Origin of the sequence: Paraburkholderia sp. GV068, from assembly GCF_003058125.1 — a bacterium.
Taxonomy (GTDB): domain Bacteria; phylum Pseudomonadota; class Gammaproteobacteria; order Burkholderiales; family Burkholderiaceae; genus Paraburkholderia; species Paraburkholderia graminis.
The window spans coordinates 1-22,636 of sequence record NZ_QBUB01000014.1 but is presented as its reverse complement, the minus strand read 5'-3'; the positions used below and the strand labels follow the sequence as shown (position 1 = coordinate 22,636).

The following is a 22,636-nucleotide window of genomic DNA, read 5'->3' as shown; positions in this document are numbered from 1 at the left end:
AGTTATCGACTTCAGTTGAATCTGATTCACTAATCTAAGGAGCAATACGAATTATGTGGGATTACTACCGTTAAACTCGACCCCGGACGGTCACGCCGTCGGCATCCTCTTGATAGAACCTTTCTCTTCGTCGCGCCGCACGGGCCGTGGGCGAAGATGTGGCGTGAGCCTCCTCTCGAAATATTGCAGCACGCGTGTGATGGCAAAGTTGATGAGCAGGTAAATCGCGCCGGCACAAACGAATACCGGCACCGCGTTATAGGTCTGCGAAATCACCTTGTAGGCGATACCCGTCACTTCCATCAAGGTGATAATGCTCGCGAGCGAGGTCGACTTGACGATGAGAATGATTTCGTTGCTGTACGCGGGTAGGACCTGGCGCAGCGCAAGCGGAAAGATGATGCGCCGGAAGGTTCTCGCCCCCGACATCCCGCAGGCCCATGCGGCTTCAATCTGCCCGTACGGAACCGAGAGAATGCCGCCCCGGATAATCTCGGCCCCATAAGCGGCTGTGTTCATCGACAGCGCCAATACTGCGCACCAGAACGGTTCTCTGAGATACACCCAGGCGAAGCTGTGCCTGACTGTGGAAATCTGTCCCAACCCGTAGTAGATGAGGAAGATTTGCACCAGCAGCGGGGTTCCGCGGAAAACAAAGACGTATCCGCGTACCAGCGTGCGAACGGGCCATGGCCCGTACAGTCGCAGGCTTGCGAGAATGAGCGCGAAGACTGCGCCGGCAGTGATGGAGATTGACGCGAGCTGCAGTGTTTTTGGAACGCCAGCGAGCAGGCTCAGAAAAGTGTCGCTCATGAAATGGAAGTTCATCACGCTTTCCTCACTCCACGGAACGCACGCGCTTCCACACGGCGGAAGCCCCAACCCGTCACGGACGAGACGGCCAGATACAGCAACGCTGCCGTCGCGTAAAAGTAGAAAGGCTGGTGCGTCGAACCGCTGCCGATTGCCGACTGCCGCATGAGCTCGACCAGACCGATTACCGAAATGAGCGCGGACTCCTTAAGGACCAGTTGCCAGACGTTTTCCATCCCCGGGATGGCGAAACGGACAAGCTGCGGGACGATGATTCGACGTAGGAGCAGCGGCGTGCTCATTCCGTACGCCCGACCGGCCTCAAGCTGTCCCGTATGGATTGCGAGGAACGCCCCACGAAGCACCTCCGACTGGTACGCACCTGACACAACGCCGATGGCGAGCGCTCCGGTCGCGAACGCAGGAGTCGAGATGAACCCCTGTGCACCGAACATGGAGCCGATGTAGCTCAGCAGTGAACTTCCGCCGAAGTACAGCAGATAGATAACCAGCAGGTCGGGGACGCCGCGCAGGACGGTGGCATATCCGTCCGCCAGCAGTCGCGCGAGCGCGGACTTCGACAGCCGGGCCCAACAGACGATTGAGCCGAACACCATCCCGATGAAGAAGCCGCTCACTGCAACGGCGACGCTCATGAGAGCGGCTATGAGCATGAGCGCACCCCAGCCGTCTGGCCCAAATCCCATCACAGCCAAAAATTCACTTCCAGACATGAGTGCCTCCTTCCAAACTCACAATTTGCGCTTTGCCTAACACAACGCTGCTTCTACTGCACGTCAGCGGCTAACGCGGCTCCCCGCGACTTGGAGATGTTCAATGCGTGACCGCTACGAATGACTCAGACGAAAACCGTTTGGGACTGAAGGCGTCAATCGACAGCGAGGACTTGCCGTCCAGAATCAAATCGGCGAGCACGGAACCCACAATGGGGCCGAGCTGGAAGCCGTGCCCCGAGAAGCCGAACGCGTGCCAAACGCCAGGCGAGTGGATGCTCGGTCCGATAGTCGGAAGAAGGTCGGGGGTCAGCGCTTCGAGGCCGGCCCAGCTTCGTACGACAGTCGCATTGCGCAGCATCGGGAAGAAGTCGAGAACTGTGCTCGCGCTTTCCACCATGCGGTCTGCGACCGTTATGGAGGTTTCGTTTTCCATGTCCACGATGGCGGGTACGCCGCCGCCGATGACGACTGTCCCGGACTCGGTCTGCTTGAACGACAAGGTCCGGTCGATGCCGACCACCACGGCATCCAGGAACTTCGGCAGACGCGCGGTGACCATGAGCGTGAGAGCTGCCGGGTCGCACGGAAGGTCGTCGCCTGCGAGCTTCGCGAACTGCTGAGCCCATGCTCCGCCGCAATTCACGACAACTTGAGCGCTGCGCGGACCGGCCGTCGTTTCGACGAGCCAGCGATTGCCGGTCTGCTGGAGACCATTCACTCGCACACCCTCGATGAACTTCGCTCCGAGCTGCTCTGCACGGAGGCGAAATGCGCGAGTCGTGCGAGCCGGATTTGCGTGGCCGTCGCGGCGCGAGATGAAGCCGCCAACGCACATGTCAGAGATGGTCGGCAGCAGCTTCTTCATCTCTACGCGCGTGAGCAGTTCCTCGAAGTGATAGCCCATGCCCTGGAGCTCCGCAACGCGGCGTTCGCACCATGCCATTTCCTTCATATCGCCGGCGACGCCAATTTGCCCGACGTCGCCGACGAAATGGCATGACTCCGCGAGCTCGGGGCCGAGCAGAGAGTCGAGATTGAACCACTGCTCCATCGCAGCCATCGACAGGGGAATCTCAGGAATGTCGCGCATCAGCTGGCGCACACCGCCGGCGTTCACGCCGGATGCATGACGGCCAACCACGTTCTTCTCGATGACGAGGACCGACAGTCCCTTCTTTGCGAGATGCAACGCGGTGCTGCATCCATGAAAGCCACCGCCTACGACGACTGCATCGTAGGAGGCACCGGCTTTGTCTGTTTGAGTGCTCGAATTCATGCTTAAAGCTCACGGCGGGTCGGTTCTGCGGGGGCTTTCAGTCCCGGCTCAGTCAGGGCATTATGCAGGTCAGCTAACGCACCAAGGGACAACGGTTTGACCGGAATGCGAGGTCGGTACAGGCCGACCTTCTCAATGGACTGGCCGAGTTCTTCGGCAATAATTCGTCCGACAGTCGTGCCGCACATACGTCCCTGGCACGGTCCCATACCGCATCGGGTCAGAGACTTAATCTGGTCGGGGTTCGTCAGGCCATCGTCCCTGATGGTGCTTCGGAGCGATGCAGCCGAAATTTCCTCGCAGCGGCATACGATGGTGTCGCCCGTTGGCAGCAGCCTGACAAGCGTGGGCGGAAACGCGCGGTCGAGGAAGGGACGAATCCGCGTGTGTTGCTTCAGCTGCTTGCGCCATTCCCCTGCGCGAGAATCGCGCTCCTGCACGCTAATCTTGCCGAGCTTGCAGGCAGCATCGAGGGCTGCGAGTTTGCCGAGGGGCACTGCGGCCTTTGCACCGAGAATCTGTCGTCCGTCACCTGCGACTGCAAGGCGCTCCCGGCTTGTCGCACCCCATTCGTCGACGTCCGGCCGCCAGGTAAGCTGTGACTCATCCCAGCTATGACGAATACCGGCGGAGCGACTCAGTTGAACGTTCGGCACAACGCCGTCGTGAAGGAGAAGCACAGAGGCGTCGATGCTCTGACGCTGTCCGCCCACGTCGAACGACACCTTCTCGAGCGTGCTCGCTCCGCGGGCTTCGACTGCCGATACGCCATGATGCACAGCGACGCCCGCGGCGCGCAGACGACGCATCCACGACAGTCCCTTCATGATTTCCCTGAACTGCGAGATAGCACGCGGCAGTTCGAGTAGTGCGCCCGCAGGCAACATGCGTGGCGTCGTAATCAGCACAGCCTTCAGGGGGACCTTTGCCTCAAGCAATTGGGCCGCCACGAGCAACGGCAGAGGACCGCAGCCACAGATGACCGTGGGTTCCGACGGCACGACACCAGATGACTTGAGCAGCGTTTGCGCGGCTCCCGCACCCATGACGCCGGGCAGCGTCCAGCCTGTCACCGGAACGGGGCGCTCCATGGCACCCGTCGCCAGAATGACGCGCTTCGCGCGCAGCAGGGAGGCGACACCGTTCTGCGTAATTCCGACTGTGCCATCGGGGCAAACCTGCCACACAGCGGAGCCCGGCGCATAGACGGCGCCGCTACGACGGAAAGCCTCAACGACACCCAAGCCCGAACGGTAGTCTGGGCCGAGGAGCGGAGCAATGCGGTCGTCTTGTTTTGTCCGTCGCTCGATAGAGCGATAAATCTGGCCGCCGGGCGTCTCCTGTTCATCAAGGATGACCGTATCGAGGCCAAGCTCGGCAGCCAAGGTCGCGGCCGCGAGTCCCGCAGGCCCGCCACCGATGACCACCAGTTCACATTCTGCGCGGTCTGCGACGTTCATAGCGACTCCAGCTCGCCGGGACCGTCCTGATGCGTGACGCTCATACCGGGTTTCGCGATGACGAGGCAGGCCTGGCAATTGGGCACGCCATCGATTGCAACAAGGCAGTCAAAGCAGTTGCCAATCATGCAATGAGGCTGACGCGGCGCCCCTGTAACTGGCGTCGTGCGGAAGAAGGCAACTCCTTGCGCGAGGAGTGCTGCAGCGACCGTGTCGCCCTCCGTTGCAGTGATGAGCTGCTCGTCGAAGGTGAACTGAATCGGCTTCGCAGGCGGCTCCAGTCTTGAAAACATTGCCATTTGCTGGATAGATTTGAATTGCTCGTGGTGTGCTAGGTGGGCTGACGGCCGGACTTTGTGGCCCGGCCGTCACGCATCAGTTCTGCGGCGACAGGTCGAGGCCGAACCACTTTTGCATCAGCTTCTTGTTCGTGCCGTCGTCGTTCACCGACTTGATTGCGGCGTCGAACTTCTCTTTCAGTTCGGTATCGCTCTTACGCAAGGCGACGTTCGTCGTTCCGCCGCCGAGGACACCGCCGATGAAACGGGGGCCTGCCAACGTTGCGTCCTTCATGTCCGGCTGGGACACCGCCTTATTGAGGACCGTGATGTTCGCCATCACCAGGTCAACGCGGCCAGCTTCGAGGTCGAGGTTGTGCTGTTCGATGGTCTTGTATTCGCGAACCTCAACATAGTCCTTCAGGTACTTGTCGACGAAGTTCGCAGCCGTACTCGCCGACTGAACGCCGAGCACCTTGCCCTTGAGCAGCGGAGCGAGCTTCGCCACTTCCTTCCTGGCTGCCCCCTCGTCCTTGCTCAGATTGAAGAGCGTGTTGAAGTCCGGCATCTGCGCCAGCGGGCTCGACTTGAGGGTCATGAAGCCGTTCGGTGCCTGGGTGTATGCGACGGAGAAAGCGACGACCTTCTGGCGCTCCGGCGTGACACCCATCGAAGCCATGATTGCGTCGTACTTGCCGGCGTTCAGAGCCGGAATAATCCCGTCCCAATCCTGCGCGACGATGTCGCATTTGGCCTTCATACGCACGCAGAGCTCGTTGGCCAGGTCAACTTCATACCCCTGCAACTTCCCGTTGGGACCCATGAAATTCCAGGGAGCGTAAGCGCCCTCGGTCGCGATGGTTACCTTGTCCCAGGTCGTCGCGGCGAAAGCCGGTTGAGCGAGCGCTACGCCGACCAGCAAAAGTGCAAGTGTGGGAAATCGCATTGCAATCACCTATAGAAAATCGAGCTGAATTCCAGCCGAACATGTCGTGGTCGATGTTTGGAATCTGCGCGCCGGATGCGCGACAGGCACCTTTTTTAGTCGATACGCTCGGAGATTTTCGAAAATTCGCGTGCCACCGGTCGGACGGAGAGCCGCCTAACGAGGCCGAAACAGAAGAGTTTTCGAGGTAGAAAAGGAGGAAATACGCGACTCTCGCGTCCGTCTTTTTCGTGCTGTCTCCGTGACCGAATGTTCGGCAACCAGAAGTCGTGCGTCCAATACTTTGTTTTCAGCCGTCTATAGGATTGGGCTATACTCGTTTGAGCGATTTTCCGTTGGAGCGGCACATTGAACTACCGGCAGCTAGAGGCGTTCCGGGCGCTAATGGAGACAGGCACGGTGACGGCAGCCAGTCAGATGCTGTCGATTTCACAGCCATCGCTCAGCGCGCATATAGCTAACCTTGAGCACGATTTAAAACTGACCCTATTTCATAGGCGAGGTGGACGCCTCGTTCCGACTGCGGAAAGTCAGCTTCTCTTGGCCGAGGTGGAGCATGTAGTCAAAGGCATGGGACGGCTACGGCGCCTCGCAACTGACATCCGCAGTCTGCAAACAGGTCGGGTGACGGTTGCTGCCTACCCGGCGCTCGCGGCGATGCTGCCCAAGTTCGCAGTCGAATTCGCGACGAAGCATGACGGTGCGTTGCTCGAGCTGCAGGTTCACGACTCTCTGCGTAATTCGGAACTGGCGGCAACGCGACAGGTCGACATTGCGCTCACCGCCATGCCCGTTGGCGACCCGGCCGTAATCTGTGAGCTTCTAAGCCGCGCAAGCTGCGTATGCATTCTGCCCAACGGCCACCGTCTGGCTGCGGCAGACGCCGTGACTCCTCAGGACCTCCGGGACGAACCGTTCATCGCGCTCGGTCGCGAAGATGGTTCGAGACAGGCAGTGGAGCGCGTACTTGGTCAACACGGCGTGGATTTGAACGTCCGGTTCGAGACGAATCGCTCGGAGACCGCGTGCGGCCTCGTGCAGGACGGTGGCGGCATTGCAATCATCGATTCACACTGCGCGAGCGCCTGGACTGACCGCATCGCGGTGCGACCGTTCACGGCGAACGTGCCCTGCGACGTGTATGTCGTCCGCAGCCGCCAAGAGGACTCGTCGCTGCTTCTTCAAGCCTTCATTGAGGACCTTCGCTCAAAACTGTCCTCTTTGTAGACTGTGCCCGGACTGCGCGCATCACCTCGCGATGCACCGCAACCGCACTGCGACAGCGAACTGCTAAAGCGAACTGCTAAAGCGAACTGCCTTTATTAGGCTTTGCTTCTTCCCTTGTTCCGAGCACTTTGTCTCGCCGCTGCCCAGTCCGCTGAAATTTTTTTGCCGGTAAATCTCCTTCGCTCACGGCCAGATTTCTAAGCGCAGCGCGTCCCATGCGAAATCATCACCCCAGTTGTGCGGTATACATACTGCTGCCCGTTCCGCGGTGCAGCCGCGTGACTGGTCGGACATCAACGGCAGCAGTCGCGGGACAGCCGGTACTGTGGGATAGCCTTGAGATACCGGACAGGGTGGCGAAGTTAGCGCCCTGAGGCGAACGGCTGACGGGCGACGCTGGCTCCGAGGGGCATCTCTACGATGCTTTGGAACATGTCTGAAGGCCTCGCATAGGATAAGGCGGGGCTCAACTTCACCAAGGGGCATTCACAAAAACAAGAGATGCATGCTAGAGGGAATGCACAAACGTAGGAACGCGAAACAAGGCGCTACGGGGTTACGCCGCGAGACGACGCTCGCAGCTCGGCCGCTGCCGGTCGGGCGGGAAGCGGAGAGTGACGCTAGGTCCGTGGGGTCGAGATGCAACCAGCCGTCGCCGTATCTGGCGACGGCACTGCTCTGATACCGAGTGAAACGAGACCACCCGACGCCCGATACTCAAGGCTGGAGCCCGGAGCTAACGTCGTTGGACAACCGGATGAGCTCGTCAATCACCAGTCTGACTCGTGGCTGAACATATTGTGTTCTCGGCCAGATGACATGAACCGGCATCTCCACACAAGACCATTCCATCAGAATTTCAATCAGGTCCCCGTTGCGAGGATGCGCACCGACAAGCCAAGCTCGAAGCTGAGCCACGCCGCAACCTGCTACCGCAGCATTCAGCATCGCATCACCGTCTCCCACTCATGCCGGGCTCTTACCGGCGTGAGCTCAAACTCGCCAGCGTCATTTCGAAGCAGCCACGCGGAGCGGCGACTTCGTTGCAAACTGAGTCAATGACCGTTCGCGAGTAGGCGGAGCACATTGTCGGCTCTACTCGCGTGCGCCGCATTTTTTAGACGGTTACCGCAGGCCTAGAATCAACCGTCGCGTCAGGAGCGGGCGCAGTCGCGCTCTTGCGCAGCGCTGTTTTCGCCGACGCTTTCTTAGCCGACACCTTCGCGCTCGCGGACTTCTTGGCAACAGTTTTCTTCACCGCTGGGGCTTGCTTGGCAGCAGCCTTTTGCACCGGCTTTTTGTCGGCTGCGGCCGCACCCTCAATCAGGAATTTGGTACGGTCCTTCGCGTTAGCAATCCAAGCCGGCGGCCGTGCACGCCCACTCCACGTCGCGCCAGTCTTTGGGTCACGATAGAGCGCCGGCTGCGGGCCTCTGACGTAGTTGCCAGCCTTCGCGGTCTTCTTGATAGCAGGAGTCGACACTGCGGCGTCGTCTCCCACCAGAAACTTACTGCGGTCCTTCGCGTTTGCTATCCATCGGGGCGTACGGCCGCGCCCTGACCAAGTCGCGCCGGTCTTCGGGTCGCGATAATTAGCTACTGCACTCGGAGCTTTGGCTGCAGCCTTGGCGCCCGGTTTGGGTCCACGTTTTTTGCCGCCAGTGTGCGCATCTATGTCAGCAGTCGTTAGTCCATGTTCTGCCATCAAGTTTTTAATCTTCTGGATTACAGCACTCGACTTTTTCGCGCGGAGCGCATCGGCTTGCGCCTGCAGTCTCTGGATTTTTGTTTGCAAGGATTCTAAGGTCGCCATTTGTCGTTTCTCCCATTGAACTGCCTGCACTATGCCATGTGGATAAGCGCGTCGGCTAGTCAGGCCCACCACAGGGCCGACGCGATTTCGCATCATCCGAGTTCTGCGAATGACCGTACTGATTTATGCAGGTAGTCGAAGAAGCAGTGCAGAATAACCGGCGAGGCGTAATCCTGATACCTAGCCAGCGCTAAGTGGATTGGGAGCCAAGTGTCTGAGATGCAATGAGCCTAGGGAGCGGTTCGCAAGTGCATTTGCAGAGGGCATTTTCCAAAGCGACCTGCTTGCCCATTACTGATACGGTATGTGGCGCTCCGTCAGTGATGATGACGCTTCCCTTGTCGCAGCTATGACATTTGACAGCGCCGCCGATTCAAGCCAGCGGCTTCCCGTCCAGGGATGACCCACTGATACCGTCCGTCACGATACTGTTACGGTCAGTCGCGTCGCCCTGGACAATGAATCTACGTCCCGTGCCTCGTCTCCATGAACAATCTCTTTGCTGGCGGCGTTGCGTTAGGCTTGCGCCGGGGTCGCGCCTCATTCGTGATGCAACCAGATGCAACGTCCGCGCCCTTTCTTGAGCAAGCCCTTTTCGCACTGGACTGAGCGGCGAAGGCTCAGACCTTCATCGGCTCGTCTATGGCCGTCCTTTCACAGTCCCGTAAAACGTCGCTAGGCCATGCGGGCTGGCGGCTTGTAAGCTGACCGATGTAGTGCAGAACCGCCGTAATAAAAACAAATCCGCTGAACATGCGTATTAGGCGATGCGCCTGAGCATTACCCTCCAGCACTAGTTCCCGGTCCGTGCGCGTCCAGATTTGGAACGAATTGGCAAGAGAAACGCGCGTCGGAACGAGGTCCGGTATCGGGAGGTCTGTTGGCCCCTTCTCCATGTATTGGCGGATATATTCAAACTGGTCCGAAAGTCCCCTGACGATTTCGCGCCCCGTGGGCGTGGATTCATCCAGGAAACTGGTAACCCTGCTACCAACGGAGAATGACTGAACTACGTTGCTGTCCGCATCAAGGACGTGACACCGGATGAGGTATGGGGTGACGCGCGAGACCGTGTCTTTACGACGCTTCTCGACAAAGAAAAAGGCCTTATCCCAAGGGACTGCGATAACTTCCTTTGCACCAGCACCCCGGAACGCGTAGACCATCCGATTTCGGCGGTTGAAGCGAATCGGAGTACGTGTCCAAGTAAAATTTTCTTGGAGAAAGGCCCAGATAGTGATGCCCAACAGACCAAGAATTGCGACAAGTATGAGAGCCATGCCGACCATTACCGCCGTCAACGTGGCATCGCGTGCGACCGTATCCGGGATATGCGTCATGTCATAGATTTGACCGAACAGAATATACAACCCAAAGGGAATCAGGAACAGGCACGCATAGGTCAGCATGCCTCGCTGGCGAAAGAGCGAATTTGTAGTTTCCAGAAACACGTCACTCATCGAAAACACCGAGAAGTTGTCCCTCGGCGTATCGCTGGCGGGCGCATCCACGCGCAACTGGCGCTGTCTTTCTTCGTCTGTCAGGGGCCGATTCAGCTTAACCCAGAGACTTCCTTCCAATGCCATAGCGATTCCTCTTAAGCCCCCAGGCCGTTGTATGCTTTCAATTCTTCGGCCATTGTCTCGTAGTGCCCCTCTTTGCCCTTCTTATTCGTGCCAAAGTAGCTACGCCCCAAGAATTCGGTCACTCCGGTTCTTTCATCCACAAGATTACCAATCCTATCGCGATAAGGAACAGAGTAAGCGGAAGAACCGCGAAAGCTAATGCTTCAACTGAAGCCGCAATGGCGAGCGCAAATCCCCCAATCGCGGACGGCCGGCTTTGGAATGGCGGACCACGCACTGTTTCGCGAAGCTGCCGGGGCGCTTGAGCGCAGCGCGGCCCGGGCAACAACGACCTTCGTCTGGAAGATGAGCCCAGATGACGCTGCAGTTTGAGAGCGGCTGCTCGCACTTCACGACGAACAACTTGCGGGTACGTCGGTCGGCGTGATGCATGGCGCGCAGAAACGGATAGAGCGATTTGCGAGAAGCGACCGAAAAGTGCCTTGGCAGGAAACAGGCCCTTGACCAGGAATCGGCGACCGATGGACGAGCCGTCGTGCTCCTGGAAGTCGATGAGCGAAAGCCCGGCATACACCGCGAAATGCGCTACGAGATAACGCCGTCAGAGCTGATTGCCGTAATTCGTGCGCACGGTGTGGCGTTGACAGCCGTTGCCGTCGCAACGTAGGCCCCCATCGAGACGGTGGCTACGGAGTGCTGCCTGCAGTAAGCCCCTCCAGCTTCGGGCGACAACCCGATGCACTCAGGCCCAGGCCATTCGGCATGTGCGGCGGCTGCACCGTTATGCCCGACTGCTTGCCCAGGACGTGGCGCGACCGGCGCAGCAACCACATCTCGCAGGCACCGGCCTGCTGCAGAAGCAAGTCAACCGGCGCACAAAAAGGTCATCCCCCGTTCCGACGGCGCTGGACGCTGGTATCCCCGTGCCGTCGCCATACTGCCTCAGACCGTGCACGGCCGTTCCGAGACTTTTGGAGGAACTGCGACGACATAGACAATCCAGGCAACATGCTCTCATTTTTGCGTCCGGGCGCACGCGATGGACGACCGCTACGCGGGAGTTGCGGTGGCGACGTGCCTTGTTTAAAGATGACTCTAGCCATTCCACTGGAAGCGAGCGCCCGGTCCTTTCCTCGTTGTGCCGGACGCTGCCAGTCTGTTTCTAGCTCCCACCGAAAAAGATGTCGCATTGTGGGGTCGTGCCGCAGGGTCTTGCACGTTTCACGCCGCCTTGCACTTTCGTATCGGGCATGCCGCCGTATGCTTGGGTCGCCGCACTCGGGGCGACGTCTGAAGTCACAGCATTTTGAGGTGCGGCAGGCTGTGTCGTATCTGGCATTCCTTGCGAATGCGCCAGACCGGCCAAAACAACCAGCCCTGCTGCGGAAGCAACCATCAGTCGCGTTTTCACGTTGGCTCCTGAAATACATTGAGTTTCCAATCGATGTGATTGGTCATTCGCGAACGCCGGAATCGTCGTTCGCCCGAGATACTCAGACACGCGTCCTTCGGGTCTCCGGGCTTGATGCCCGAGGCCAAAGTTCTAGGTCGTTGGAAAAAACGGAAGCGCAGTGCGCCGAGCGGAGTTCCCGGACGGAAGGTGGCGTGCGAACTGGCAGTGTCAACGAATTTTGTGGACCCTCGACACGTAATAATCGCCCTGCATCTATGTTATAGGGCGTGCGATACGCATGCGGTAGTGAATATTCATGGCGCGCTCTACTTGCTGCCCCCCACTGTGCTTTTTACGCCAGCCCTAGGTCTAATCGCAACCCGAAGTCGGTGAAGCTCCGTTCGCTGAGCGATGCCCATATACCTCAGAGGAACGGTTCCGACGCGCCTACTATCGGCACCTCCATGCAAACGCGAACAAAGAAATCTTGTTCGTCGATTACGCGGCGGTCTGGCTTAAGTCGCGCCGACCCTATTACGCTGCGGTGCTGGAGCGCCTTGTGCAGGACGCGGGCCACGCGATTGTGCCGGGCCGTCGCATGAAGCTTGCCTACGAAGTGGGCGGCGGCATGGTAGCTGCCGCCCATCGAAGCAAAGGACGCAAAAAGAGGTGTCTGTAGACAGTTGAAACTTTGCTTCAGAAAGCGCCCGAATCAACCAAGTGCGTGAGGCAGTGCTGGTAGATTTCCCGCGCCAGGGGCGAGCGGAAGTCGAGCCGCAGGTTTTCGCAAAAGAGCGCCGGGACGGATTTGGGCGTCACGGCCGGTTGCAATGTCTTCCGGAGACGTCGCGCGATATCCACTGCCTGGGCGGACAGCATCACCCGCTGCATGATGTCGGCGCCTCCCCCGTTCGTTCTGAGCCAGAGCTGCGTTGACTCGACGACATGCGCGACCGACAGCCATTCGCCTGTCATCTGCCGGGCGAGCAGGTGCGCTGCGACGAGATAGGCAAGCAGTTCTGCGCGAGCGCGCAAGTCCAGGTTAAGCGGGTTGTTCACTCTGTCGCGTCAGCCATAGTTCGGTTAAACGGAGTCAGGCGGCCAGCCGGTGCTCGTAGTATGGCCGGTCCCTGTCGTCCAGTATCGCGTACATTGCCTCCAGGTTCGACGCGTCAGGGTTGAGCCAGGCGTCGACGTTTTCCGGCTTGATGGGGATGATGCACCGGTCGTGACCGGCAGCTGCAATCTCCGGTGGCGGCTCGTCGGTGATGGCAGCGAACGAGAGTAAATCCGGCTGACCGGGCGCAGTCCATCGCGACCAGAGGCAAGCCACGTGCATCAGTTCGCCTTTTGCCGGACGGAATTCCAGCACTACGTTCTCGTCGCGCTCGTGCGTCTCGAGAAGCGTGCCTTCAAATTTGGCCTTGCTCACGTTTTCGTAAAAGACCTCGACCAGCAGAATGCCGTGAGTATGTCCAAAGCAAGGTTTCCAGAATCCTTGCAGACTGTCCCTGCGGGCGTTATAGGTTCCAGGGAATTTGATATCGAAAGACGCCGGCTTACCAGCAATGCGGCATTGATAACGCATCGGCTTGACGACGCGCTTTCCATTTTCTGAAATCATCACGGGCGCGTAGTGACCTGGGAAAATGCGCGAGTCACGCGGTTCAGGCTCCGTGCGCTGGAGGTCATCAATTCTGGCTTTGGTCCAGGCAATCTTGTCGGTCGCTATGCGCCGACTTTCGGTGGCCGCCTTCGTAACTTTGGTCTCCAGAGCGCGCTCGGCATCGGCCAGCCGCTTGCGCTGTTTGAACAGCTCCTGCTCGAGCTTTGTCGCCTGTGCGGCATTGAACCGGCCGATGAGGGTAGCGATTTCTCGTTCCGCTTCGTTCTCTGGTTGCGCGAATGCGGCCTCCATGGCCTTCGGTACCTTCGCCTTGCTGATGTCTTCGGCTCGCTCAAAAAACAGGCGCGCAAACTCATGAATGTCCATGATGGCGCCGAAGGTGCGAACAAATTTTCGGTAGTCCGCGACTATCTGGGCCGAGTAGCACATCCGTTCCTCCGGTATCCATCACATGAGTGGGCCGCTGATGAAGAGCCCTTAGCTGAAATCTACACCGAATCTACACCTTTACTGCCCGCCGGCGGTCGGCGTTGGCAACCGCATGAAGCGGTCAAGCGTCAGCAGAAATTCCTGCTGACAGAATGCAGGCCGCCCAGCAGATGCGACATGTCGACAAGCCTGTGCGCCACCAGATGCCGCACCTCGCCCTGACACTGCCAGACCCCGTAGACGGCGAGCAGCGACGCACTGAGCGCCTCCTTGCGCTGCTTCTCGAGCAGACTCGGCCAGATGATGACGTTCACGTTGCCCGTTTCGTCTTCAAGCGTAACGAACACCACGCCCTTGGCCGTGCCAGGCCGCTGGCGCACGGTGACGAGACCACAGCCGCGCGCAAGCCGGCCGTCCCGGTAGGTGCGCAACGTGGCTGCCGGCATGAGGCGATTGGCGAGCAACTGCGGGCGCAAGAGTTCCAGCGGATGACGACCGAGCGTCAGGCCCACCGAGCGATAGTCCGCCACGATTTCGTTCGCTTCGGAGGGCGCGCCGAGTTCCGGCGTCTCATCCTCGACGGCCGCGGCCGCCAGCATGTCCTTCTCAGGGACAGCGGCCACCGACTGCCAGAGCGCCTCGCGCCGGTTGCCGGCGAGCGCGGCGAGCGCATTCGCGTCGGCGAGAATATGCAGGTCCCGACGGTCGAGCGCCGCGCGGCGCGCGAGGTCCTTCACGCTCGCGAAAGGCCGTACCGCGCGCGAGTTCTCAATCCGCTCGGCCGTGCCTTCCTTCATGCCACGCAGCAGCGAGAGACCCAGGCGCACTGCGGGCCGCTTCTCGCCAGCCATAGGTTCGAGGGACGAATTCCATCCACTAATCGTCACATCGACCGGCAGCACCTTGACGCCATGGCGCTGCGCATCCTGCGCGAGTTGCGACGGTGAATAAAAGCCCATCGGCTGGCTGTTGAGCATCGCGGCGAGAAATGCCTCAGGCTCGTGACATTTCAGCCAGCTGCTCGCGTACACGAGCAGCGCGAAACTCGCCGCATGGCTTTCCGGAAAACCATACTCGCCGAAGCCCTTTATCTGTTCGAAGATGGCTTCGGCAAACGCAAGGTCATAACCCCGCTCCTGCATCCCAAGGACGATGCGGTCATAGTATTTTCCGAGGCCACCCTTACGCTTCCAGGCGGCCATCGCGCGCCGCAACTGGTCTGCCTCGCCCGCGGTGAAGCCCGCGGCGAGAATGGCGACCTGCATCACCTGCTCCTGGAAAATCGGCACGCCGAGCGTGCGGCCCAGTGCGGTCTTCAGGGCATCGCTCGGATAGGTGACCGGCTCAAAGCCCTGGCGGCGGCGCAGATAAGGATGAACCGCTCCGCCCTGAATCGGACCGGGCCTCACGATGGCCACTTCAATCACGAGGTCGTAAAACGTGCGCGGTCGCATGCGTGGCAGCATCGACATCTGCGCGCGCGACTCAATCTGGAAAACGCCTACCGTGTCGGCGGCCGAAATCATGTCGTACGTGGCCTTGTCTTCCGCGGGAATGTCCTGCATCTCGAAGCGCTCACCGCGCTGCTCCGACACGAGGTCGAGCGTGCGGCGGATGGCTGAGAGCATGCCAAGCGCGAGTACATCAATCTTGAGCAGTCCGAGCGATTCGAGGTCGTCCTTGTCCCACTGGATGACGCTACGCTCGGGCATCGCGGCGTTCTCAACGGGAACGAGCCGCGTGAGCTTGCCCCGGCTGATGACGAAGCCGCCTGAGTGCTGCGACAGATGCCGCGGAAAGCCATAGAGCTGTGCGGCGAGCGACGCCCACGCGCGGATGAGCGGCGTGTCTGGATTCAACCCGCACTCCTCGAAGCGCTTGAGCAGGTCCGCACTGTTATCGAACCAGTGATGCGACTTGGCGACCGCATCGACTATCTGCAGGTCGACGCCCAGCGCCTTGCCCGTTTCGCGCAAAACGCCCCGGGCGCGGTACGTCGAGACGGCCGCAGCAATCGCTGCGCGGTCGCGACCGTACTTGCGATATATGTACTGGATGACTTCTTCACGCCGCTGGTGCTCGAAATCCACGTCGATGTCTGGCGGCTCGCCGCGCTCCTTCGAGATGAAGCGCTCGAACAGCATGTTGCCGCGTGCGGGGTCCACCTCCGTGACACCGAGGCAGTAGCACACCGCGGAATTGGCCGCCGACCCTCGCCCCTGACACAGGATGTGCTGACTGCGCGCGAAGCGGACCAGGTCGTAGACCGTCAGAAAATACGGCTCGTACTGCAGGTCGCCAATCAGTTCGAGCTCGTGCTCAATCTGCTCCTGCACTTGATGCGGAATGCCCGACGGAAAGCGCCGCTGTGCGCCGATGTAGGTCTCCTGCCGCAGATAGGCGCCCGGCGTCAATCCAGGCGGCACGAGTTCGTCCGGATACTCATAGCGCAATTCATCGAGCGAGAAGGTGCAGCGCCCGGCAATGTCGACCGTTGCGGCATGCTCGCATGTCGCTCGGTGACTACAGGGCACGACGCATAGTCTGCCCCCGTGGCTGTTTCCGATGGCCGCGACTTACTAATCAAGAGTTGATTTACCGGCGTAACGCCGTGCAATCGGCAATGAACACCGAGTATGCGGACCAGGCCGCAACTCCGCGAGACTGACGCAGCTCTGCTGGCGCCTGTTCGAAGCGTATCAGCGTCAGCACTCGAATGAGACGGAGCAGGCGCGCCTCAATGCCTTCGAGTCCCGGTAGCCGACTTTCCCCTCTCGATGCGACCGCACGCGTTGGCAAGGCAATCAACAGGACCAATCGGTTGACGGAGCCGGAAAGCCGCAGCAGTCGTCCACCGCCCGCCGTTACTCGCCGTCAGAACGGAGGTGGCTTCTGGGTTATCGTCGCGTCCCCGCTCGCAAACTCAGACGTTTGTCCGACCGAGCGCCCCCCACACCCGCGGTATCGCGAATTTCATTGACTTCGCGGCATTGCCCCGTACAATGAATTTTGTTGCAGCGCAGCATTTACCTTGCTTCCCCTCGTGTCGTGCGGTTCTGTTTAGAACCACCCGTCCTTCTGCCGTCTGCCTTACCCTTACGGAGCAGTGATGAGCACTCTTATTCCGCAACAACTGGTTGCCGCCCAGCAAACCAGCCTGGAAACACTTTTTGGTCTAACGAGCAAGGTGTTCGATGGTTTCGAAAAACTGGTCGCGTTGAATCTGCAGGTTAGCAAAGCAGCTCTCGCCGAAAACCACGAAACTCTCACTAAAGCTGTCTCCGGCGGCAACCCGGGTGAGCTGCTCGCACTGCAAGCGAGTCTTTCCCAGCCTGCGGCGGAAAAGGCGGTCGCCTACGGTCGCCAGGTTCACGAAATCGTAGCCGGAGTTCAGAGCGAAATCTCAGCCGCCGCGACAGCGCAGGGCCAGCAGTTCCAGCGGGAGGCACAAGGGTTCGTCGAAAACCTCACGAAGAATGCCCCGGCAGGAAGCGAATCGGCCATTGCAGCATGGAACTCGGCCTTCTCCACAGCCAATACCGTCTATGAATCGGCCAACAAGGCGGCAAAGCAGTTCGTGTCGAAAGTTTCCACCGTTCAGTAAGCCTCATCGTCTCTCCCGGACCTTATACGTCCATAAATGCGGACTTCGGTTCGCATTTATGCTTTGCGAAGGCGTGTCGCGAAGCGACGGATGCTGTGCAGGTTTTCGGTAGCGGAGTGCCATGCTCCGTGAGCACAATTGACCGAGATGCGACAGTTCCAGGCGATGACGCGCTGGCGCACGAGGCGTCGCGCCGGAACACGGCGCGTCTCGCCAGCGACGAAATGAACGGACAATTGCAATGGACGACCGATTTGACAGACGGGAACTGCTGCTTCATCTTGGCGATATTCTCGAAGCATTGAACTGTTTAGCCCGGATGGGCCGCCCCGACGCTATGGTGGTGCAGCTCGCGCGGAGAGAAAACTCTTTGCAGGACCTCGAGTTCCTCGGGGCGCTGCCGTCAACAATGACGATGGCTGAATTTACTCAACGGGTCACCAGCGCATTCTGCGTGTGGCCAAGGGAGCTGCTTGAGGGGGAGCTCAACCGGGACGCACTGGCGTCAACGGTACAGCTCAACCTTTTTGACGGTAACCCTAACGGCTGGAAGGCGTATGTCAGCCACGTCCAGAACAAAGTGAAATGGTTTGGGACCGGGCTTTCGAATATTAGAGAGGGCGCTCGCGCCGAACCGTCGCACGATGCCACCGATGAGGCGAGTCCGGTCGAGGCACCGGATACGGACGTGTCGCCCGTGGAGGCGGATGTGCGCGGTGAAAAGAGAGGTTGGCCTTGGCCCGAGCCGAGGCCGAAGTCGTGACGCTTGCAGCTGTCGCTATGAGGAATCCGTCAATAAGCGGCAGATAGGCCGGGCCTTGTCCGCGCCTCACATCGGGCGACGCTAACGGAAGCTTGCCAAGAGTGGCTCATTGCGGCTGTGTATTGCTCTCCTCAGCCTTCGGGCCATCCGCATCAGGCTCTGAACCGAATTTCGGGACTAGAAGGCGGGTACCGAAGGAACCACCAGGCCCCGGTTCGGGTCCACGAACACGGTCGGATTGCTGCCGCTACCACTGAAGTCGAAGAGGCCCAGGATGCTACCGGCTGTTGCATCAAAGGAGCCACCGCCAAGGCGTTGGCTGCCGAGCCAGTTGTCTTCGATGAAGCGAACCACTGATGCCTGCGTAATCGGCGTGTGGCCAACGTGATTGACCTTGGCCCAAGGCGAAATCACAATGAACGGGATACGGGTACCAGGGCCGCATCGGCCGTTAACCGGAGCGCCGTTGAGCCCGGGCGGAGCCGAGCCCGTACCGCATTTGCCAGGACCGTTTAATTGGTCCGCCTGCGCGTCGAACGACGAACTGGTCGGAGTTGCATACGCATGGTCGTACCATCCGTCCGAATCGTCCCACGTGACGATAACTGCCGTGCTCTTCCAGTCTGGCTGCTGCTGCAGGAAGTTGACCACCTTGGCCGTAAAGGCCTGTTCATCTAGCGGGTCCGAATAACCAGCGTGGCCGTCCTGGAACGCTGGTGCCTTGATAAAGCTCACCGATGGATAGTTCCCCGCCTTCACAGCGGCGAAGAAATCGTCAGAGTCATACTGGTGATTTGCCGGGTCAACCGTCTTGCCGTCGGACTGCAGCGTGTAGCCGATGGCTGCCGTGGCGCCAGGACGCAAATGCTTCGGATTCGACGTCGATGCGTAATACTGGAACCAGTTGTGGTGGGGGATGTAATCGGCTGTTATGCGTCCGACCGCTGGCGTCACCGTGCTGCGTTTGCACCCGGTTGTACCGTTGCCGTTAGTCGTCGTCAGATTGAAACCGCCCGTGAAACCACCCCACGTTATGTTCTTGGCGTTGAGCAGGTCGCCAATGTTCTTGCCTGACATCAGAATCTGGTCCGTCGTGCTGGAGCACAGGTCGTTCGCTGGGTCCACATCATTGATGAGGGTAACGCTCCCCTGACCATCGTTGACGTAATACGAATTTGAAGCCGTCGTCAGATTGAATGGCTGCTGACTGGTCTTGACCAGCTGAACGCCGTTAGTCTGGCCGGAGATAACCTCCAGGGCACCCGGCGTCGACGGACCGAACGTATCCGAATACGCGTTATCGCTCATCGCAAAGTGTTGAGCATAGTTCCACAAGGCGGTAACAGTATTGCCGTCGTAGTAGCCCATCACCTGGCCGGTCGTGCCGAACGCGCCAGCGCCTCTGCGCGACCCTTTACCAGCGTACAACGGGAACATGTCGGCGGCGCCATTGTTATAGGCCTGCTGCTCCGCGGTATAGGCGTGGTCCTGGTCGGCCGTCGCAGCCTGTGTGCGGTCGAGCCGGAATGGATTCACTGCACCCGCACCGTTGAGCTTATTGATGAAATTTGGATTGTTTGTCAGCAGGGCGCCGCTCAGACCGTTGACCGTTGGAGTGCCCGGTGCAGCCGTGAAGACCGGTTCGCCCACCTGATTGGTCGCATTCGGGTAGGTCGCAAAGTAGTGGTCAAAGGACACGTTCTCGTTGTAAATCACAACGAGGTGCTTGATGGGCGTCGAGGTCGAGAACTGACTCTGTGGTGAGACCGCAGTCAATGCGTTGCTTGCGTCGCCCCATGCATACAGGGAGACGCTTAGAGCGATGCCCGCTACGCCTTGCAGGAGGTTTCTGGAAAGCATATGTAGTTCCGGGCGTCGCTCTATTAGCTTAATGGTGTGGACGTGTCCGGCGCTGCCGCGTCACTCCGCGAGCCTTCAGGGTCCGGACGAGATAGTCGCCTCGGAGGGAGTACGGGCCGCTACGCCGGTCAACACAGGGTACATAGCACACCGACGTGCCAAAGCCCAGCAATCTGTCGAATTCATCGTTTTGTCCAGCGCGCGTGAAGAAGCGTTAATGCGAATACGAATTCGCGCACCGATTCTTTCACCCTCGTCACTGTATAACAATGAAGGTTTGCACTACGCGCATGAAACAGGTTTCGCTGCTGGTATCGCGTTGACGTCCCCGGTCGTGCAAGCTGCATCCAAGGACACAGCTGCCCCACAAAGCGGTTCAAAAACACCGTCCGCAGGCGCGCTGAATTCGACAAGAATCTGGCGCAGCTTCAGGAGCAGATGAAGACGATGCAGCGGAAATGGACCAGATTCTCATGGCTGAGTCATCGCTTGGTGGGGATGCATCTGGCCATCCATCGCGTCAGCACCGTGGTCCGAAAGTTGTTGTCGAACCACGTGTGAAGTGATGTCAATCTCCGCACCTCGCTGCGCTACCTCGGCCTGACGTTCAGTGTCCGCCGCGAACGATTCAACCGCCGCACCCAAGTCAGCCATCGCGATAAGCGTAGTAAATTATCCGTTTCGTATTGCCATGCGTGGCTCATTCGCAATGAGCGGAGAAATCGGAGGCGATTCGTGTCCGATTGATATAACTTAACGCCGCCGAGTGGCAGTAATACACTTCATCTGGACCGCTATGGGTCTGCTATCGCCGCTAGAATGAAACACCTCTCGCCGGAACCGCTGACATGGCTGCATTGCCGGACGTACAAGAAGATTTTTTGCGGGTGCTTATAGACGACAAGGCCGCCGTAAACGTGTTCCTTGTGAACGGCATCAGGCTGAGAGGTCAACTGGCCGCCTTTGACCGATTCGCGGTTGTGCTGGAGTCTGGCTCGGGTTCACAACTTGTTTTCAAACATGCCATCTCGACCGTGCTACCTGTCAATGGAGGGGACTTCGCACTCGGTTCGGGCGCGGCGGTGAGTCGGGACAAGCGGAACGACTTGTGAGTTCGCGCGAGTGAAAACTGCCATGACATGCTGTGGTCTACGCTTGACCTGCGCATAGCCAAGCGACGTCCACGTCGAGAGGTTCAGACAGGCGTGCACAGTCATAATTTTCGGAACGATAACGCCGGCGCGCCGAAGGGTCACGTCGTATCCTGGTACGCCGAGCAACTTGGTCACCCGACTGGAAGTAACCTTTGCGCGCTTGATGGCTCAGTGCACCGATTGCGAGGTTCAGCAAATGGCCATGGATTACACAATCAAGGCTTTTCTGTTCGATGTCTTTGGCACTGTCGTCGATTGGCGAAGCGGCGTCGCGCGAGACGTAGCGCCGTTTCTCAGTCGTCACAACATCGCCGTTGAAGCAACCGAGTTCGCCGACGCGTGGCGCCGCGAATACTCGCCTGCGATGGAAGAGATTCGAAGTGGACGACGGCCGTTTGTCCGGCTCGATGTCCTTCACAAGGAAAATCTGATTAAGGTCATGCGCAACTTCGGCATTGATGCCGACTCAGCAACTGCCGACGAACTTGACAAGCTCAACCTTGCCTGGCATCGGCTAGACCCGTGGCCCGATTCTGTAGAAGGGCTGTTGAGACTCAAGCGTCAATTCATTATCGCACCCCTCTCAAATGGAAATATCAGACTGATGGTGGACATGGCGAAGCGTGCCGCGCTTCCTTGGGACGCCATTCTCGGCGCGGAAGTCGTCAGAGCGTACAAGCCATCGCCGCAAGTTTATGCTGACACCACCGAAATCCTTGGACTTAGCCCAGCGCAGGTTTGCATGGTCGCGGCGCATAACGGCGATTTGGCGGCGGCGCGTCAATGCGGCCTAAAGACCGCGTTTGTGCTTCGCCCCGTCGAACATGGCCCGGACCAACAGAGCGACTTACGCGCTGAACAACCGTGGGATTATGAGGCGGCAGACCTGAACGACCTGGCGACGCAGTTGGGTTGCCCGACTTAACCGTTCGCAACACCGAGCCTCCGCCCACGCTTTGTCCGAGAAACCGTGCCCACTGTGATGACGGCAACCGAAAATTCAGGCGCAGGACTCATTGCTGCCGGCAACGAAAGCCCCACGAAGCCCCGCACTCCCGCTCTAACCGGCTTTTCGGCGATACCCCATTCTGCTCAGCCCTCACAAGCATCTTTATCGCTTGAGACCGGGCCATCGAGTCGAGTCGTGCAGCCGTATCGACGACCTCGACGCTGTCAGCAGCCGCCTGTCGAAACGTGCACAGTTCCAGTCAAGAGCAGCGTCTAGCATCTACAACGAGACCCGTGCCGTGCGGCTCTTTTTTCGTCCCGCATCAGCGCGTCTTGCGTTCTTTGGCGTAGGCGTCCAGATAGTCCCCCGCATGTGTCTTCAACGCTTCGAGGAACCGCTTGATTTTCGCGTCGACAAACTGTCGAGACGGATAAACCGCATAGACGTTGCGAACATGTGTGTGGTACCCGGGCAGTACGCGAATACCACGAAGAAACTTGAGTTCCATTGGGCATACAGAGAAGAGTGCTTCTGTCCGAACGCCAAGTGACGGAAGCCTTCGCCGGTGCGCACCGTTGACCAAGGCCTCAGCGTTTACTCCATCAACCGGTGAGCCGCAGGGACGCTGTCAACGGCACTCAGGAATTGATACAGTTTCTGTCGGCATCGGCACTTCAGATTTGATACACCGGGTTGTAGTGTTATTGCGGTGCCGACCGCA

The 22,636-nt window shown here is 59.2% G+C and carries 19 protein-coding genes and 2 pseudogenes; 6 read left to right on the top strand and 15 right to left on the bottom strand.

The genetic code is table 11. The annotated features are described in order from the left end of the window. Window positions 1–90: 90 nt before the first annotated feature. From C8K18_RS25140 to C8K18_RS25115, 6 genes are all read right to left on the bottom strand, one after another. Window positions 91–828, bottom strand: coding sequence for an ABC transporter permease (locus tag C8K18_RS25140; RefSeq protein ID WP_107709316.1), 738 nt, complete (start codon window positions 826–828; stop codon window positions 91–93). Then, entirely contained in the window at window positions 828–1,547 is a 720-nt protein-coding gene (locus C8K18_RS25135; RefSeq protein ID WP_207909691.1) for an ABC transporter permease, read from the bottom strand. The genes C8K18_RS25140 and C8K18_RS25135 overlap by 1 nt, the downstream gene beginning before the upstream one ends. Before the next feature lie 100 nt (window positions 1,548–1,647). Further along, window positions 1,648–2,826 (bottom strand): FAD-binding oxidoreductase, encoded by a 1,179-nt coding sequence (locus C8K18_RS25130; RefSeq protein WP_107709319.1) that lies wholly within the window; start codon window positions 2,824–2,826, stop codon window positions 1,648–1,650. Window positions 2,827–2,828: 2 nt separating this feature from the next. Beyond that, window positions 2,829–4,286 carry an NAD(P)/FAD-dependent oxidoreductase gene (locus tag C8K18_RS25125; protein WP_107709321.1) on the bottom strand — a complete coding sequence of 486 codons (1,458 nt, stop codon included), beginning with the start codon at window positions 4,284–4,286 and terminating at the stop codon, window positions 2,829–2,831. Continuing rightward, window positions 4,283–4,579 carry a (2Fe-2S)-binding protein gene (locus C8K18_RS25120; RefSeq protein ID WP_107709372.1) on the bottom strand — a complete coding sequence of 99 codons (297 nt, stop codon included), beginning with the start codon at window positions 4,577–4,579 and terminating at the stop codon, window positions 4,283–4,285. Before C8K18_RS25120 ends, C8K18_RS25125 begins: the two co-directional genes overlap by 4 nt. Window positions 4,580–4,661: 82 nt before the next feature. Next, a complete protein-coding gene (locus C8K18_RS25115) occupies window positions 4,662–5,510 on the bottom strand; it encodes a lysine/arginine/ornithine ABC transporter substrate-binding protein (protein ID WP_107709322.1) in 849 nt (282 codons plus the stop codon). A 348-nt stretch (window positions 5,511–5,858) separates the two neighbouring features. On the opposite strand from C8K18_RS25115, the gene C8K18_RS25110 reads away from it, so the two are divergent. Further along, window positions 5,859–6,737 carry a LysR substrate-binding domain-containing protein gene (locus C8K18_RS25110; protein WP_107709324.1) on the top strand — a complete coding sequence of 293 codons (879 nt, stop codon included), beginning with the start codon at window positions 5,859–5,861 and terminating at the stop codon, window positions 6,735–6,737. A 717-nt stretch (window positions 6,738–7,454) separates the two neighbouring features. Here C8K18_RS25110 and C8K18_RS34160 read toward each other — a convergent pair. From C8K18_RS34160 to C8K18_RS25090, 4 genes and pseudogenes are all read right to left on the bottom strand, one after another. Further along, window positions 7,455–7,685, bottom strand: a complete 231-nt coding sequence (locus C8K18_RS34160; protein ID WP_107709327.1) for a LysR substrate-binding domain-containing protein — start codon at window positions 7,683–7,685, stop codon at window positions 7,455–7,457. A 169-nt stretch (window positions 7,686–7,854) separates the two neighbouring features. Continuing rightward, window positions 7,855–8,550 (bottom strand): H-NS family nucleoid-associated regulatory protein, encoded by a 696-nt coding sequence (locus C8K18_RS25100; protein WP_107709329.1) that lies wholly within the window; start codon window positions 8,548–8,550, stop codon window positions 7,855–7,857. 190 nt (window positions 8,551–8,740) lie between these two features. Continuing rightward, a pseudogene (locus C8K18_RS33820) lies at window positions 8,741–9,010 on the bottom strand (PAAR domain-containing protein). 160 nt (window positions 9,011–9,170) lie between these two features. Continuing rightward, window positions 9,171–10,136 carry a DUF6708 domain-containing protein gene (locus C8K18_RS25090; protein ID WP_107709331.1) on the bottom strand — a complete coding sequence of 322 codons (966 nt, stop codon included), beginning with the start codon at window positions 10,134–10,136 and terminating at the stop codon, window positions 9,171–9,173. A gap of 457 nt (window positions 10,137–10,593) precedes the next feature. On the opposite strand from C8K18_RS25090, the gene C8K18_RS33815 reads away from it, so the two are divergent. Then, complete coding sequence (locus C8K18_RS33815) at window positions 10,594–10,803, top strand: hypothetical protein (RefSeq protein WP_107709332.1); 210 nt, start codon at window positions 10,594–10,596, stop codon at window positions 10,801–10,803. 1,422 nt (window positions 10,804–12,225) lie between these two features. On the opposite strand, the gene C8K18_RS25070 is transcribed toward C8K18_RS33815, so the two are convergent. The 3 genes and pseudogenes from C8K18_RS25070 to C8K18_RS25060 all read right to left on the bottom strand — a co-directional run. Continuing rightward, window positions 12,226–12,588 carry a hypothetical protein gene (locus tag C8K18_RS25070; protein ID WP_108506363.1) on the bottom strand — a complete coding sequence of 121 codons (363 nt, stop codon included), beginning with the start codon at window positions 12,586–12,588 and terminating at the stop codon, window positions 12,226–12,228. Window positions 12,589–12,622: 34 nt separating this feature from the next. Then, complete coding sequence (locus tag C8K18_RS25065; RefSeq protein ID WP_108506362.1) at window positions 12,623–13,585, bottom strand: SOS response-associated peptidase family protein; 963 nt, start codon at window positions 13,583–13,585, stop codon at window positions 12,623–12,625. Between the two features lie 128 nt (window positions 13,586–13,713). Further along, window positions 13,714–16,086 (bottom strand): annotated as a pseudogene (locus C8K18_RS25060) (error-prone DNA polymerase); the annotation flags it as partial. A gap of 608 nt (window positions 16,087–16,694) precedes the next feature. Here C8K18_RS25060 and phaP point away from each other — a divergent pair. Then, window positions 16,695–17,189, top strand: a complete 495-nt coding sequence (phaP, locus tag C8K18_RS25055; RefSeq protein ID WP_107711080.1) for a TIGR01841 family phasin — start codon at window positions 16,695–16,697, stop codon at window positions 17,187–17,189. A gap of 241 nt (window positions 17,190–17,430) precedes the next feature. Next, window positions 17,431–17,952: a hypothetical protein gene (locus tag C8K18_RS25050; RefSeq protein ID WP_107711079.1), complete on the top strand. Its 522-nt coding sequence runs from the start codon at window positions 17,431–17,433 to the stop codon at window positions 17,950–17,952. Between the two features lie 177 nt (window positions 17,953–18,129). On the opposite strand, the gene C8K18_RS25045 is transcribed toward C8K18_RS25050, so the two are convergent. Then, the gene (locus C8K18_RS25045; RefSeq protein ID WP_107711078.1) at window positions 18,130–19,812 is read right to left on the bottom strand and encodes a phospholipase C; all 1,683 of its coding nucleotides are present in this window, start codon (window positions 19,810–19,812) and stop codon (window positions 18,130–18,132) included. Between the two features lie 848 nt (window positions 19,813–20,660). On the opposite strand from C8K18_RS25045, the gene hfq reads away from it, so the two are divergent. Both hfq and C8K18_RS25030 read left to right on the top strand, forming a co-directional pair. After that, the gene (gene hfq / locus C8K18_RS25035) at window positions 20,661–20,924 is read left to right on the top strand and encodes an RNA chaperone Hfq (RefSeq protein ID WP_107711076.1); all 264 of its coding nucleotides are present in this window, start codon (window positions 20,661–20,663) and stop codon (window positions 20,922–20,924) included. A gap of 238 nt (window positions 20,925–21,162) precedes the next feature. After that, a complete protein-coding gene (locus C8K18_RS25030; RefSeq protein ID WP_107711082.1) occupies window positions 21,163–21,891 on the top strand; it encodes a haloacid dehalogenase type II in 729 nt (242 codons plus the stop codon). Between the two features lie 346 nt (window positions 21,892–22,237). Here C8K18_RS25030 and C8K18_RS25025 read toward each other — a convergent pair whose 3' ends face one another. After that, window positions 22,238–22,423 carry a hypothetical protein gene (locus C8K18_RS25025; RefSeq protein ID WP_258196254.1) on the bottom strand — a complete coding sequence of 62 codons (186 nt, stop codon included), beginning with the start codon at window positions 22,421–22,423 and terminating at the stop codon, window positions 22,238–22,240. Window positions 22,424–22,636: the final 213 nt, after the last annotated feature.

Excerpts from the sequence above, each read along its gene's own strand:
- C8K18_RS25100 (WP_107709329.1), bottom strand. The coding sequence starts at position 8,550 with ATGGCGACCTTAGAATCCTTGCAAACAAAAATCCAGAGACTGCAGGCG.
- C8K18_RS25050 (WP_107711079.1), top strand. The coding sequence starts at position 17,431 with ATGGACGACCGATTTGACAGACGGGAACTGCTGCTTCATCTTGGCGAT.
- C8K18_RS25025 (WP_258196254.1), bottom strand. The coding sequence starts at position 22,423 with ATGGAACTCAAGTTTCTTCGTGGTATTCGCGTACTGCCCGGGTACCAC.
- phaP (WP_107711080.1), top strand. The coding sequence starts at position 16,695 with ATGAGCACTCTTATTCCGCAACAACTGGTTGCCGCCCAGCAAACCAGC.
- C8K18_RS25120 (WP_107709372.1), bottom strand. The coding sequence starts at position 4,579 with ATGTTTTCAAGACTGGAGCCGCCTGCGAAGCCGATTCAGTTCACCTTC.
- C8K18_RS25140 (WP_107709316.1), bottom strand. The coding sequence starts at position 828 with ATGAACTTCCATTTCATGAGCGACACTTTTCTGAGCCTGCTCGCTGGC.
- C8K18_RS25135 (WP_207909691.1), bottom strand. The coding sequence starts at position 1,547 with ATGTCTGGAAGTGAATTTTTGGCTGTGATGGGATTTGGGCCAGACGGC.
- C8K18_RS34160 (WP_107709327.1), bottom strand. The coding sequence starts at position 7,685 with ATGCTGAATGCTGCGGTAGCAGGTTGCGGCGTGGCTCAGCTTCGAGCT.
- C8K18_RS25125 (WP_107709321.1), bottom strand. The coding sequence starts at position 4,286 with ATGAACGTCGCAGACCGCGCAGAATGTGAACTGGTGGTCATCGGTGGC.
- C8K18_RS25030 (WP_107711082.1), top strand. The coding sequence starts at position 21,163 with ATGGCCATGGATTACACAATCAAGGCTTTTCTGTTCGATGTCTTTGGC.
- C8K18_RS25115 (WP_107709322.1), bottom strand. The coding sequence starts at position 5,510 with ATGCGATTTCCCACACTTGCACTTTTGCTGGTCGGCGTAGCGCTCGCT.
- hfq (WP_107711076.1), top strand. The coding sequence starts at position 20,661 with ATGGCTGCATTGCCGGACGTACAAGAAGATTTTTTGCGGGTGCTTATA.
- C8K18_RS25065 (WP_108506362.1), bottom strand. The coding sequence starts at position 13,585 with ATGTGCTACTCGGCCCAGATAGTCGCGGACTACCGAAAATTTGTTCGC.
- C8K18_RS25130 (WP_107709319.1), bottom strand. The coding sequence starts at position 2,826 with ATGAATTCGAGCACTCAAACAGACAAAGCCGGTGCCTCCTACGATGCA.
- C8K18_RS25045 (WP_107711078.1), bottom strand. The coding sequence starts at position 19,812 with ATGCTTTCCAGAAACCTCCTGCAAGGCGTAGCGGGCATCGCTCTAAGC.
- C8K18_RS25090 (WP_107709331.1), bottom strand. The coding sequence starts at position 10,136 with ATGGCATTGGAAGGAAGTCTCTGGGTTAAGCTGAATCGGCCCCTGACA.